The sequence below is a fragment of the Rhizobium aureum genome (assembly GCF_030182495.1).
GTDB classification, from domain to species: Bacteria; Pseudomonadota; Alphaproteobacteria; order Rhizobiales; family Rhizobiaceae; genus Rhizobium; species Rhizobium tropici_C.
Genome location: NZ_JAQJCI010000027.1, coordinates 12,471 through 25,174, shown reverse-complemented (window position 1 = coordinate 25,174; position 12,704 = coordinate 12,471). Strand labels below are relative to the sequence as shown.

The window sequence follows — 12,704 nt, the reverse complement described above, 5'->3', positions numbered from 1 at the left end:
GTTGCGACGCGCTTCAATGTCGAGTCGTCTTATCGTCAAGCTCAGCCAAACGCTTGCGCAGGAAGGCCTGCTCAGGCGTTTGCTGACATAGCGAAAGCGCCGTTTGGTAAGATTGCCGCGCCTCGTCCGTCCGGCCAAGCTGGCGCAGGAAATCCGCTTTCGCCGCATGAGTGAGATGATACCGCGCCATTCGTTCCTCCTGCAGCAGCCCATCGACGATGGCGAGTGCCGCCGCCGGACCGTCGCACATGGAGACGGCGACTGCACGATTGAGCTCGATCACCGGGGAGGGGCTCGCCGTCAGCAGCAGGTCGTAGAGCGTCACGAGCTTTCGCCAGTCGGTATCAGCAGTGGTTCTGGCGCGGGCATGCTCCGCCGCGATCGCGGCCTGCAGCGCATAGCTGCCGACGCTTTCGGCCGCCATCGCTCTTGCCGACAGTGTCAGGCCCTCGCTGATCTGGCTGTGATCCCAGAGCGCGCGATCCTGATCGACAAGCAGCACCAGATCGCCTGCGGCATTGGTGCGAGCATGCCGCCGCGAATCCTGCAGCAGCATGATCGCAAGCAACCCTTCGACCTCCGGATCCGGCAACAGCTGCAGCAGGAGCCTGCCCAGCCGGATGGCTTCGGCTGCAAGGTCGGCGCGGATGATCGCCGCACCTGACGATGCCGAATAGCCCTCGTTGAAGACGAGATAGATGACATGCAGCACCTGTGCCAGCCGCTCCGGCAGCTCCGTCTTGCCGGGTACTTCATAAGGAATATTGGCGTCGCGAATGCGGTTCTTGGCGCGGACGATACGTTGGGCGACGGTCGGTGCCGGGATGAGGAAAGCATGGGCGATCTCCTCCGTCGTCAGCCCGCAGATCTCGCGCAGCGCCATCGCCATGCGCGCCTCGGAGGCGATAAGCGGATGGCAGCAAGTGAAGATCAGCCGCAGCATGTCGTCTTCGATCTCTGCGTTTTCGGCGATTTCCATCGCCTCTCCCTCCGGATAAAGGCTGTCTGTAATATCCGAGCGGGCCGCGTCGAAGCGCGTCCTGCGCCGGATATGATCGATGGCGCGGAAACGACCGGCGGAGACCAGCCAGGCATAGGGATTGGCCGGGATCGTCTCCTCCGTCCATTGCTGCGCCGCTGCCGCGAAAGCGTCGTGGAGCGCTTCCTCGGCCCGGTCGAAATCGCCGAGCAGACGGATCAGCGTTGCCAGCACGCGGCGCGAATGGCTGCGATAGATGCTGTCGATGGTCTGGTTCAGAGACACGGCATCAGCCTTCCTCCGCCAGGTCCCCCCGAAGGGTCAGGATACGCACTGGACGAATCTCGATGGCGCCGTAGCGCGCCGAGGGAATGCGCTTGGCTATATCGATCGCGCTATTCAGATCGGGGGCATCGATGAGATAGAACCCGGCCAGATATTCCTTCGTTTCGACGAACGGCCCGTCGGTCACTGAAAACGTGTCGCCGTCGGGGCGAATGACGATCGATTTGTTTCGGAGCTCCAGCGCGTCCGAAACGATGAGCGTGCCGTCCCGCCGCAGGCCTTCGTCAAAGACGAAATGCTCGCCGATCAGATGGTTCATTTCGTTCGGCGTCAATCGTCCGTCGACATCGACGGATGTGTAGATGTGGTATAGAAACCGCATGTCTCTTTTCCTCCGCGGCTATTCGTCCGGAAAGCGGATGTCGAAGGCGGCGCGAACCTCGATCATGCCGTAGCGCGCGACGGGGAAAGTGGCGGCGATTTCGGTCGCTTCCTCCATGTCCCGCGCTTCGATCAGCACGAAACCGCCGAGATGCTCCTTGATCTCGGCGAAAGGGCCGTCCGTGACGATCGCATCACCCTTGCGCACCCGAACCGTCCTTGCGGTCTCCGGCTCGCGCAGGGCATTGGCGACGAGGAGATGGCCGCTCTCGCGCAGCCGGTTGTCGTTATCGATCGAATCCTGCGTCAGCTTTCGCCCTTCCTCTTCAGAAAGCTTGGCGATCTCAGCGCTATCGAACCACACCTGGCAAAGGAACTTCATCTGCACCTCCTCAAACGTCAGGGCCGAAGTTATGGATTGGCCGCACCTCGATCGCGCCGAGCTTGGCGAGCGGAATGCCGGCGGCAATCCGGATCGCGTCGTTCAGATCCTTCGCCTCGATCAGGATGAAGCCGCCAAGATACTCCTTGGTTTCGATGAAAGGCCCATCCGTCACCGACGTCTCGCCATTGCGGACCCGTACGGTCACCGCAGATCTTGGCGATTGCAGCGCTTCGGCATGGATCATATTGCCGCTCGCCATCAGGTCACGGTCATAGCCGAGCGAATCCGAATCGAGCTTGTGCTTTTCATCCTTGGTCATGACGTCGAGCGTCGTGCCATCGAACCAGACCTGGCAGAGATATTTCATCGCAGCGTCTCCTCTTTCAATTTGCTGACAGCCATAGACGAGCGGCCGCGAAGCAAATCGACATCCCGATCCGCAGCATGACAAAAATTTTCGGCGCTGTCGAAAAAGCCCGAGCCCGGTCGACCAGTTCCGTCATCTCAAAAAGGAGAAACGGACATGTACAACCTCGAAGCAGCCCTTATCTATCATTGGCAAAAGAAGACCCTGTCGGACGAAGAGCTATTGCAAATGTCAAATCCCGGCGAAGTGATTGCCCGCACGGTGATCGGATTTGCCATTTTTGCCGTGATGATCCTCGGTCTGAATTTGTGGGCAACGCCCAACGACCAACGGCCGCAGGTCGCGGCCGCTTATCAGATGCAATCGGTGTCAGCAGAAAAGCAATAGGGTGACGCCCCATTGCCTTGCTGGCTCGTGGCTTACTGAAATGCAGTTTCGAAGAAGCTGCGCAGTTTGCGCGAATGCAATGCTTCCGGTGGCATGGCGGCCAGTTTCTGGATGGCGCGGATGCCAATCTGCAGATGCTGGTTGACCTGCGTGCGATAGAAGGCCGTCGCCATGCCGGGCAGCTTCAATTCGCCATGCAACGGCTTGTCCGAAACGCAGAGCAGCGTGCCGTAGGGAACACGGAAGCGGAAGCCGTTGGCGGCGATCGTGGCCGATTCCATATCGAGCGCGACAGCGCGGGCCTGGGACAGCCGCTTCACCGGGCCTGCCTGATCGCGCAGTTCCCAGTTGCGGTTGTCGATGGTGCCGACAGTGCCCGTGCGCATGATGCGCTTCAGCTCGAAGCCCTCATAGCCGGTGATTTCGGCAACGGCCGCTTCAAGCGCCACCTGCACTTCGGCGAGCGCCGGGATCGGCACCCAGACCGGCAGGTCGTCGTCGAGAACGTGATCCTCGCGCATATAGGCGTGCGCGAGCACATAGTCGCCGAGCCGCTGGCTGTTGCGCAGGCCGGCGCAATGACCGAGCATCAGCCAGGCATGCGGGCGCAGCACGGCCACGTGGTCGGTGATCGTCTTGGCGTTGGAAGGACCGACGCCGATATTGATCATGGTAATGCCGGCATGGCCCTTCTTCTTCAGATGGTAGGCCGGCATTTGCGGCAGCCGCGGCGCGGCCACATCGCCTTCGGGCTGGCTGGAGCCAGCCTTGGTGATGATGTTGCCCGGTTCCACGAACTCGGTATAGCCGTCGCCGCCCCTCGCCATCAGGTCGCGCGCCCATTTGCAGAATTCGTCGATATAGAACTGGTAGTTCGTGAACAGCACGAAATTCTGGAAATGCGCCGCACTGGTCGCGGTGTAGTGGACGAGGCGGGCCAGCGAATAATCGATGCGCTGCGCGGTAAATGGCGCAAGCGGCGAGGGCTCGCCCGGCGGCGGGATATATTCGCCGTTGGCGATTTCGTCGTCCGTGGTGTTCAAGTCCGGTGTGTCGAAGAGGTCGCGCAGCGGAATGTCTTCGAAAATACTGGCGGTTGCTTCCACATGAGCGCCTTCGCCGAAGGCGAAATGAATCGGGATGGGCGTCGTCGATTCCGATACGACGACCGGAACATTGTGGCTGCGCATCAGGAGCGTCAGCTGTTCCTTGAGATAATGCTTGAAGAGTTGCGGGCGGGTGATGGTCGTCGTGTAGACGCCGGGCGCCGTGACATGGCCGTAGGAGAGGCGCGAGTCGACATGGCCGAAGCTCGTCGTCTCGATGCTGACCTGCGGATAGAAGGCGCGGTAGCGCGCGGTGATCGGCGCGCCCTTGGCGAGCTTGGTGAAACTGTCGATCAGGAACGCGGTATTGCGCTCGTAAAGCTCCGTCAGCGCTTCGACGGCTTTGCCCGGATCATCGAAGGTCCGCGGCTGGAACGGGCTGGGGGAGGAGATGTCGAGAGGTGAAAGAGAAGAGATTCTGTTGCTCATGAGCCATTATAGAGTGTCGTTGGTAACAAGCAAACGACGTGTCAGGAGGTGGCCCGGATTCTCGCAGCTATTTTTTGCAGCCGCCTCGATGCCTGCGCGGGATCATCGCGCAGGCATTCGTCATTGCACCGTGGTGCAATAAGGCGCGCCGGTCTCTACGCAGGTGAAGCTTGCGCCGAAATGCGATTGTGCGCCGCTGCGGCCTGCGTGTTCGACCGCAACCGAGAAGCTGAATGCAAAGATGGCGGCAAACAGCATGATGATGACAAAACGCCGTGCCATGATGATCGAGTCCATGTCCTTGGCCCTACCCGTGCCCTATACTGGACACTGTTTTGCCATGGTCAGGCTGAACAGGTGCTGAGATACCGGTTCATCCGGCGTTCAGAAATATTACCGGTCTCGAATGGTCGCCTGCATGTGTTCGCAGGTACATAGAAGCAGGCCCGCCGACCAGCGGCGGGCGGGCCGATAGTATGGCGGATAGGAAATCGCCTTTTTACAACCTCGTCCAGGTCTGCGACTTGCAGAATATCTTGAGCACGCAGCCCCTCATCTTGACGCTGTTGCCGCTCACGGTGCCGGAGCCGCTATAGGTCTTGTTTTCGGAAGGGTCGGTGAGCTCGCCCGTATAGCTGCCGCCCTTGCCCTGCATCTTGCCGATCTGCTTGCCAGCATATTTGCCGGTCTTCAGCGTCACGCAATAGCTGTCAGAGCAAGGTGCAATGGCGGCGGTATCGCCCTCAACTGTTTTCCAGTTGCCGACGATCGGCTCCTCGGCAAAGGCCGCACTCGCGCTCAGCAGCAGCGCGGCAGCAAGAATAGTGGCACGGATCATAATGTTATTATTCCTCCCCAAGGTGCCATCCGGCTCCATGGCCGGGAACGTGGCGAGATTATCTAACGCGAACGTAAAGGTAAATACGGTCTTTGGCACGCAGATCTCCTGTCTCCAGGCTATCCATGCATCATCAGAACAAGGCATCGGGTTGAACTGCGCTGATTTTGTAGTGAACGAAGGGTTTAAATCCAAATCCTAACGGAAGGTTAAGCCTGCGCGAAAATCCTTAATTTGCAAGGGAAGCGATGTTTAACAAAATCTCAAGTTTACCAAGCATTTGCACTTTGTTTGCATCGAATTAATCATGCATTTTAGGCGTTTTTTGAAAGCCGTCTGCGATAGTGAAGCCATCAAACGAGCGGGGCAAACCCGCCGGCCGGAAGAACCGGAAAGCCGCGAATGACGGCAAGGTTCGGACGGAAAACAGGGCAGATACGAACAGAAGTCAAACAGGGATAATAGCAATGGCACGCTTCGAAACGCCGATGTCTGGAAATGCCATGATGGGTGGTAACAGCGCCGATGCCCTTTGCGAACTGGGCGTGAACTACGCGACCGGCAGGGGCTGCAATGCAGACCTCGTTGCCGCCCACAAATGGTTGAATATCGCCGCCATCCGTGGCAGCGAGCGCGCCGCTGAGCTTCGCGCCGACGTCGCCGCGACCTTGACCAAGATGCAGCTCGCAGCAGCGCTGCGCGCCGCCCGCGAATGGATGACCACGCACTGAAGCGGGCCAAACCGAATACGACGTACTGACCTTGAGGGAGGGGATGTCGGCGGACGAGGGAGAGGCGAACCGCCGAACGATGAAAACCGCGACCGGCCGGGACAAGGCAGGCGCGGTTTCGTCGTTTGGGCTTAACCGATCGCCTTCAACACTTTGGGCAACGCTTCGGCAAGCAGCTCCAGATCTTGTTTCGGGCCGACGCTCACGCGGATGCAGCGGTTGAGCGGCGCTACGCCGGGCATGCGGATGAAGACGCCATGCTGGATCAGCCCGTCGACGATCGCGCGGGCATAAGTGCCGTCGCGGCCGCAATCGATGGCGACGAAGTTGGTGGCGGAGGCGAGAGGCAAAAGCCCATTGTCGCGGGCGATCGTGCCGATCTCCTCGCGCGCAGCCCGGATCTTGCCGACCACTCCGGCAAGATAGGCCTGGTCCTTCAGCGCGGCGAGCGCCGCCACGGTCGCGAGCCTGTTCATGCCGAAGTGATTGCGGATCTTGTCGAAGGCCAGCACGGTCTCCGGCGCGCCGATGACATAGCCGACGCGGGCGCCGGCAAGGCCATAGGCCTTGGAGAAGGTGCGGGTGCGCAAGACATTCGGCAGGTCGATCAGGGTTGAGATATCAGGAAGCGAGCTGGCCGGCCCGGTTTCGCTATAGGCTTCGTCGAGGATCAGCAGGCAGTTGTCAGGCAATGCACGGGCAAAGGCGACGATCTTGTCGGCATCCCACCAGCTTCCCATCGGATTGTCGGGATTGGCGAAATAGACGAGCGGCGCCTTCTCGCGTTTCACTGCCTCGAGCAAACCATCGAGATCCTCGCGATCGTCGACATAGGGCACGGTGACGAGGCGGCCGCCGAACCCGGCGACATGGAAATTGAAGGTAGGATAGCCGCCGAGCGAGGTGACGACGGGCGTACCCGGCTCGATCACCATACGCGCGATCAGGCCAAGCAGGCTGTCGATCCCTTCGCCGACGGCGATATTGGCGGATTGAACGCCGAGATGCGCCGCCAGTGCTTGCTTCAGCTCGAAATTTTCAGGATCGTTATACATCCAGATATCGCCGGCGTTTTCGCGCATGGCAGCGATGACGGAGGGCGCCGGCCCGAAGCCGTTTTCATTGGCGCCGATACGGGCTTTGACCGTCAACCCGCGCTGACGCTCCAGCGCCTCGGGGCCGACGAAAGGAACGGTGGAGGGCAAGGCGCTGATCAGCGGCGTGAAGCGCGAGAAGGCGGACATGCTGGCTTTGTTTCCCGAATTCGGTTGCAGGGTGCGGCAGAATAGGCGCTTGGTGGGTGGTTGCAAGAGCGGAAAACCGTTCGTTTGCATTGCGCCATTTGTGCTCATCGCAACCGATGTAGGATCATCCGTTCGATAATCCGTGAAACAGAAGTAACGCGCTTCGCCAGACGGCTGCGTGTTCCCTCTAATGCAGGGCCGAATCGGAACGGCAGCAGCTTTTTGGCTGCCGCCGATTCCGGTTACAAACCTGCCTCGGCCATCCAGAGTTCAGCATCCGCGCCGCCCGGAATGCGCAGCGGGGCGGATGGATCGGTGGCTGCCCGCCACACTGCCTTCGCTACGTCGGGAGCATAGGTCACGGGGCCGGTGTCGTCCTGTACATTCTTTATGAATTGCTGGATCAAGGGCGCATAATCCGGATCGTCCAGGCCACGCAAATGTGGACGCGCATTCTCCCCAAAGCGAGTTTCCGGCGACCGGCCTGGCAGGACAATATGCACCCGCACGCCAAATGGCTCCATCTCTACCGATAAGGACTCGGTGAAGGCGTTCACCGCTGCCTTGCTCGCCCGGTAGATCCCAATCACAGGCAGAGTCTTGACCGTCACCGTGGAGGTGACGTTGACGATGACTCCAGCCCGACGTTGACGCATCTGGGGCAATACGGCCTGAATCATCGCCAATGTGCCGATCGTATTTGTCTGGAACAGCGACTGCACCGTCTCCGGCGCAGTCAGCTCGATTGGTGAGGGCGCTCCGAAACCGGCATTGTTGACCAACACGTCTATCGGACCGGCAGCTTTCACGGCGTCCGCGATGCTTGCCGGATTGGTGACGTCGAGCGCGAGAATACGCAGGCGTTCGGAAACCGGTAGCAGCTCGGGTTTGGGCGTGCGCATTGTCGCGATGACATGCCACCCTCGTTCGAAAAACAGTTTCGCGGTCTCCAGGCCGAAACCAGACGAGCAACCAGTAATCAATATCGTGGACATGAGCCTCTCCAAACAAAAGGAATGATGCCATGGTAGTGACCGCGCGAGAGACTTTATATATGCTATAGTCTCCCTTTCTTTAGCGTTAGTCCTGATTATGACCGTCGATCCCCTTGCCGAAATCGTCACGCTGCTGCAGCCGGCCGCACGCTTTTCGAAGCTGGTGGAATGCGCCGGCGCCTGGCGAATTCATCGCGAGGCCACAGGCCAGCCATTCTACTGCGCGATCCTTGAGGGGCGTTGCCGTGTAACGTTTGGAGGACATCAGCCTTTCATCCTCCGAGCCGGCGATTTCGTGCTCGTGCCGGCCATGCGCGACCTCGTCAACGAGAGTGTCGACGTACCGGCCGGTCTGTCCGCCATGGTTCCAACGCAGCTGAGTGACGGCCATTTCCGTGTCGGCCGCCTCGAAGGGCCGGCGGATATGCGCATGCGCATAGGGCATTGCAGCTTCGGTGCGCCGGATGCGGCCTTGCTCGTTTCCCTCTTGCCTGACGTAGTTATCGTTCGTGACGAGCCCCGACTCGCGACGCTGATGCAATTGGTCGGTGAGGAAACGCGCGAGCGCCGGCCGGCGCGCGAACTCGTGCTGGAACGGCTGCTGGAGGTGTTGTTGATCGAGGCATTGCGATCCGGCACGGAAACAACCGTCACGTCGAGCTTGAGTCGCGGCCTTGCCGATGAACGCCTAGCCGCAGCACTTCACGCAATGCATGCGCGTCCTGCCCATCCTTGGACTGTCGCGGATCTTGCGACCGAAGCGGCCCTGTCCCGATCGGCTTTCTTTGCGCGTTTCAGCCGCGTCGTCGGCCTGCCGCCAATGGAATATCTATTGGCTTGGCGCATGGCTCTTGCAAAGCAGCTATTGCGCAGCCGCGAATTGGGCATGGATCAGGTAGCTGAACGCGTTGGCTACGGATCGGCAAGCACTTTCAGCGTTGCCTTTGCGCGATACGCAGGAATGCCGCCTGCACGATATGCCCGCGGGGACGTGCGAAGCGATTGAGGACGTGAAGCCGAATTTATACCGGCCGCCTCTTGCCGCGTGCAGCCAGGGCTTCAACATTGCCGATCATGAAGTCGGCACGCACGACGCGACGCAGCGTTTCCGGTTCGATCAGGTTGATGAAGCGGACATGGACGCGGTTGCCGTTGCGGCTCGTTTCAGCGCAGGCGATGCGGTAGGCGAGGCCGAGGATGTTCAGGTAGTAGTGGCTCGGCAGGCCGACGGTCGTGGCGACGGTGAAGCTGGCGCCGCCGCGTGAGATGTCGGTAATTTCGGCGCTGCGCACGGAAATGCCGGTCAGGCAGGGACGAACAGCCACGAGACGCGCCGGCCTCTGGACATAGAACCGTTCCCAGCTTCGTTCGTAAACTTCGGATTTGACTTTCGCCAGATGCGTTGCGCGAAGCATTGTCATTCCCTGTTGAAGAACAGACCGAATTCATCTCGGTTACACCATGAACCTTGCACGGAGATTTTGCGGAAGCGTCAATTGCATTGGTAGAATTTTAACGGGTTCGTCTTTTGTGCCGATTTGACCGCATCTTGACAGCAAAACCAGCTTCGATCATACGGATTGACGGTTCGAGGCGCCTGCCGCTCGCGGATGAAAATCCAAGGTGAAGTCCTCGCTGTTTTAGGTCATAGCCATTCAGGGCATGCTGACTGACGGTAATGCGAGCCCCGTTTCACGGTCGTAAGTGCGTGCCTTAGCAAAGGCTGATCCTATGACGACGTATCCGTCCATAGATGAATTGAAGGCTCAGGCCCGGCGTCTGCGTCAGGCGATGGCCGAGCGTGGTGACGACATGAGCCACTCAACGGCGCTGGAACTCATCGCCAAGCAACACGGGCTGCGTGACTGGAACACGCTGTCGGCGCTTGCCGCAAAACCCAACGATGGGCCGGATGCGCCCTTCGATGTCGGCTCCGCCGTGCGCGGGCGCTATCTGAACAAGCCCTTCACGGGCAAGGTTCTGGCGATGTCGGCGAAGTCCGGCGGACTCTACAAGATAACGATCCATTTCGATGAACCGGTCGATGTGGTGGAATTCGAGAGCTTCTCGGCATTCCGTCAGCGCGTCAACGCCCAGGTCGATGCCGACGGCATTTCGCCGCGCAAGACATCGAATGGCATACCGCACCTGGTTCTCGATCTCTGACTTCATCCTTCATCATCAGACCGCTATCTTCGCCGCTTGCGAGCGATTCCGTCCGGATACCACCATGACGCACACCATCGAAAACAACATGTTTCTCACCGGCTGGCTGCCTGGCGTCTTTGCCAAGACAGCCGCACCGATCATCATCATCACGACAGTCAGCGGCCTGTTTGCCGTCGTCGACGCCTATTTCCTCGGGGTCTATGTTGGGGCCGACGCGCTGTCCGCCGTCAGCCTCATCTTTCCCGCGCTCATGCTGCTGATCACGCTGCAGACGCTGGTCTCGAACGGCATGGCAAGCATTCTCGCCCGCCGCCTCGGCGCCGGAAATCGAGCTGGGGCAAGATCGGTATTTACCGGCGCCCATACGCTGGCACTCGCCGTCGTGGTCGCAATCAACCTCATCTACTGGCTCGCAGGACGGCAGTTCATTGCCGTGGCTGCGGCAGGAAATGTCGGTGTTGCCCACAGCGCCGAGGCCTTCATGGGTGTCATGGTCGCTTTCGCGCCGATCAGCTTCTTCCTGTCGCTGCATCTCGATGGGCTGCGCTGTGAAGGAAAGCTCGGCTTCATGACGCTGGTGACTCTTGCCTCGACACTGCTGAACATCATGGCGAACTGGCTGCTGATGGCCGTCTTTCGGTGGGGTGTGGTCGGCTCCGCCGGCGGCTCGATCCTGGCGCAGTTCATCTGCCTCGCGATCGTCGTCATCTATCGCCTGCGTCGGCCGAACGGGCTTTGGGTCGACATGACGCTGCACGTTCGCGAGTGGCGCGGCATCTTCGCTTTCGGCGCACCGATGAGCCTCGGCTTCACCGGCATTTCGCTAAGCTCGGCGGCGATTCTCTTCAACGTCTCGATCTGGCACCACGGGGATTATGTCGCGACCGTCGGCGCTTATGGCATCGTCACCCGCGTCATGACCTTCGCCTATCTGCCGCTACTGGGCTTGAGCATCGCGCTGCAGACCATATCGGGCCACAACCACGGCGCGGCTCTTCCGGCGCGCGTCGGTTATAGCGTCCTGATCGCCCTGATCTCGGCTCTGGTCTACTGCGCCGCCGTCGAACTCGTCGTTGAACTCCTGGCGGGGCATCTGGGCTCGATCTTCGTCGCCGATCCCCTGATTGTCGCCGAAGTCGGCCGCATCCTGCCCTGGACGATCGGCGCCTATTTCCTCTTCGGCCAGGCGATCATCCTGTCGTCCTATTTCCAGTCGATCGGCGATGCGAAACGCGGCGCGATCTTCGGCCTGTCACGGTCTTACCTCTTCACCCTGCCGCTGACATTCCTCCTGCCGCTCGTCTTCGGCGAACGCGGGATCTGGATGACGCCGATCTTCGCGGAAATGGGGATGATCCTGCTGACCTGGCTGGTGCTGTCGCGCAATGCCAGGGATCGGAAATGGCGCTACGGCTTGTTGCCGGCGTAAGAATGGAAAAGGCCACGCTTTCAGGGCGCGGCCTTTTCGACTCTGAATCGATGTCAGGCGTTATTCAGGACTTCAGCAGCCACTCGTGCTCCACGGCATTGTGGAATTTCCAGATGCGCTTCGGGCCGGCCATAACGTTGAGGTAATAGAGGTCGTAGCCGTGGCAGGCGGCGCAAGGGTGATATCCCCTAGGTACCAGCGTCACGTCGCCATCCTCCAGCACCATGACTTCGTCCAGCGACCGATCGTCCGTATAGACGCGCTGAAAGCCGAAACCTTGTGGCGGGTTGAGGCGGTGGTAGTAGGTCTCCTCCAGGAAGCTTTCGTTCGGGAGATTGTCCTGATCGTGCTTGTGCGGAGGGTAAGAGGAGGTGTGCCCGCCCGGCGTGATCACTTCCACGACGAGCAGCGAATGCGCCGCGCCATCATCTTCCGGCATGATGTTGTTCACGTAGCGGACGTTGGTGCCCTTGCCGCGCGTCAATGCCGGGTGCGTGCCCGGCGGAATGGCGCGGGCTTCATAGGAGCCGCCTCCCGGTGCCGAGCAGACGGCCAGTTCCAGATCGGTCTCGGCGGTTACCGACCAGCTTGAGCCCGAGGGAATATAGAGCGCGTGGGGCGCGCCTTCAAACGGGCTCATGCGACCACCGAGCGAGCCGAAATCCTTCGTACCCGCCTTGGCGCTGCCCTTGCCGCTGACCCAGACGAGACAGACCTCGCGATCGCCGGTCTCCCCCGAAGCGGTCTCGCCGGGCTTCAGACGATAGAGGTCGAAGCCGACATAGGTCCAGCCGGCGCTTTCGGGCGTAACATGGGTGACGCAGCCATGGGAGCTGTCAGGTTTGACCTTGAGATTGGGCATGGTTCTTCCTCCATTGCTTGGAAAACGCTCCTCGCCATCTTTCAACGGGGCGAGGGGCGCTCATCTCTCGAGCAATTCCAGGAAAAGTGCGCAGCGGTTTTCCGTTTGGAATTGCTA

At 60.2% G+C, this 12,704-nt stretch carries 16 protein-coding genes; 5 read left to right on the top strand and 11 right to left on the bottom strand.

Going from position 1 to position 12,704, the window contains the following annotated elements; translation table 11 throughout:
• Positions 1-13 precede the first annotated feature (13 nt).
• From PH552_RS31835 to PH552_RS31820, 4 genes are read right to left on the bottom strand one after another with little or no spacing between them, the layout of a single operon-like run.
• On the bottom strand, positions 14-1,258 hold the full coding sequence (locus tag PH552_RS31835; RefSeq protein ID WP_162737031.1) for an RNA polymerase sigma factor: 1,245 nt from the start codon (positions 1,256-1,258) through the stop codon (positions 14-16).
• Positions 1,259-1,268: 10 nt separating this feature from the next.
• Positions 1,269-1,646 (bottom strand): YciI family protein, encoded by a 378-nt coding sequence (locus tag PH552_RS31830; RefSeq protein WP_112342667.1) that lies wholly within the window; start codon positions 1,644-1,646, stop codon positions 1,269-1,271.
• An 18-nt stretch (positions 1,647-1,664) separates the two neighbouring features.
• A complete protein-coding gene (locus PH552_RS31825; protein WP_112342668.1) occupies positions 1,665-2,027 on the bottom strand; it encodes a YciI family protein in 363 nt (120 codons plus the stop codon).
• A gap of 10 nt (positions 2,028-2,037) precedes the next feature.
• On the bottom strand, positions 2,038-2,397 hold the full coding sequence (locus PH552_RS31820; protein WP_113250727.1) for a YciI family protein: 360 nt from the start codon (positions 2,395-2,397) through the stop codon (positions 2,038-2,040).
• Between the two features lie 156 nt (positions 2,398-2,553).
• Between PH552_RS31820 and PH552_RS31815 the strand changes: the two genes are divergently transcribed.
• Positions 2,554-2,784 (top strand): hypothetical protein, encoded by a 231-nt coding sequence (locus PH552_RS31815; RefSeq protein WP_113250726.1) that lies wholly within the window; start codon positions 2,554-2,556, stop codon positions 2,782-2,784.
• A 32-nt stretch (positions 2,785-2,816) separates the two neighbouring features.
• Here PH552_RS31815 and PH552_RS31810 read toward each other — a convergent pair whose 3' ends face one another.
• The 3 genes from PH552_RS31810 to PH552_RS31800 form a co-directional block, all read right to left on the bottom strand.
• The gene (locus PH552_RS31810; protein WP_112342671.1) at positions 2,817-4,319 is read right to left on the bottom strand and encodes an AMP nucleosidase; all 1,503 of its coding nucleotides are present in this window, start codon (positions 4,317-4,319) and stop codon (positions 2,817-2,819) included.
• 120 nt (positions 4,320-4,439) lie between these two features.
• On the bottom strand, positions 4,440-4,616 hold the full coding sequence (locus tag PH552_RS31805) for a hypothetical protein (protein WP_169644828.1): 177 nt from the start codon (positions 4,614-4,616) through the stop codon (positions 4,440-4,442).
• A 202-nt stretch (positions 4,617-4,818) separates the two neighbouring features.
• Positions 4,819-5,157, bottom strand: coding sequence for a DUF2147 domain-containing protein (locus PH552_RS31800; protein ID WP_113250725.1), 339 nt, complete (start codon positions 5,155-5,157; stop codon positions 4,819-4,821).
• Between the two features lie 467 nt (positions 5,158-5,624).
• On the opposite strand from PH552_RS31800, the gene PH552_RS31795 reads away from it, so the two are divergent.
• Positions 5,625-5,888: a sel1 repeat family protein gene (locus PH552_RS31795; protein ID WP_015339268.1), complete on the top strand. Its 264-nt coding sequence runs from the start codon at positions 5,625-5,627 to the stop codon at positions 5,886-5,888.
• Between the two features lie 131 nt (positions 5,889-6,019).
• Here PH552_RS31795 and PH552_RS31790 read toward each other — a convergent pair whose 3' ends face one another.
• Both PH552_RS31790 and PH552_RS31785 read right to left on the bottom strand, forming a co-directional pair.
• Complete coding sequence (locus tag PH552_RS31790) at positions 6,020-7,132, bottom strand: pyridoxal phosphate-dependent aminotransferase (RefSeq protein WP_113250724.1); 1,113 nt, start codon at positions 7,130-7,132, stop codon at positions 6,020-6,022.
• Positions 7,133-7,374: 242 nt separating this feature from the next.
• Positions 7,375-8,127 carry an SDR family oxidoreductase gene (locus PH552_RS31785; RefSeq protein ID WP_113250723.1) on the bottom strand — a complete coding sequence of 251 codons (753 nt, stop codon included), beginning with the start codon at positions 8,125-8,127 and terminating at the stop codon, positions 7,375-7,377.
• 97 nt (positions 8,128-8,224) lie between these two features.
• Here PH552_RS31785 and PH552_RS31780 point away from each other — a divergent pair, with 97 nt between their 5' ends.
• Positions 8,225-9,133 (top strand): AraC family transcriptional regulator, encoded by a 909-nt coding sequence (locus tag PH552_RS31780; RefSeq protein WP_112342676.1) that lies wholly within the window; start codon positions 8,225-8,227, stop codon positions 9,131-9,133.
• 16 nt (positions 9,134-9,149) lie between these two features.
• Here PH552_RS31780 and PH552_RS31775 read toward each other — a convergent pair whose 3' ends face one another.
• Positions 9,150-9,548: a PilZ domain-containing protein gene (locus PH552_RS31775; RefSeq protein WP_181592364.1), complete on the bottom strand. Its 399-nt coding sequence runs from the start codon at positions 9,546-9,548 to the stop codon at positions 9,150-9,152.
• Between the two features lie 310 nt (positions 9,549-9,858).
• Between PH552_RS31775 and PH552_RS31770 the strand changes: the two genes are divergently transcribed.
• Together PH552_RS31770 and PH552_RS31765 are read left to right on the top strand one after the other, a co-directional pair.
• Positions 9,859-10,293 carry a glyoxalase superfamily protein gene (locus PH552_RS31770; RefSeq protein WP_113250722.1) on the top strand — a complete coding sequence of 145 codons (435 nt, stop codon included), beginning with the start codon at positions 9,859-9,861 and terminating at the stop codon, positions 10,291-10,293.
• A gap of 64 nt (positions 10,294-10,357) precedes the next feature.
• Positions 10,358-11,725, top strand: a complete 1,368-nt coding sequence (locus tag PH552_RS31765) for an MATE family efflux transporter (protein WP_113250769.1) — start codon at positions 10,358-10,360, stop codon at positions 11,723-11,725.
• 64 nt (positions 11,726-11,789) lie between these two features.
• Here PH552_RS31765 and iolB read toward each other — a convergent pair whose 3' ends face one another.
• Positions 11,790-12,587, bottom strand: a complete 798-nt coding sequence (iolB, locus tag PH552_RS31760; RefSeq protein WP_113250721.1) for a 5-deoxy-glucuronate isomerase — start codon at positions 12,585-12,587, stop codon at positions 11,790-11,792.
• Between the last annotated feature and the right edge of the window lie 117 nt (positions 12,588-12,704).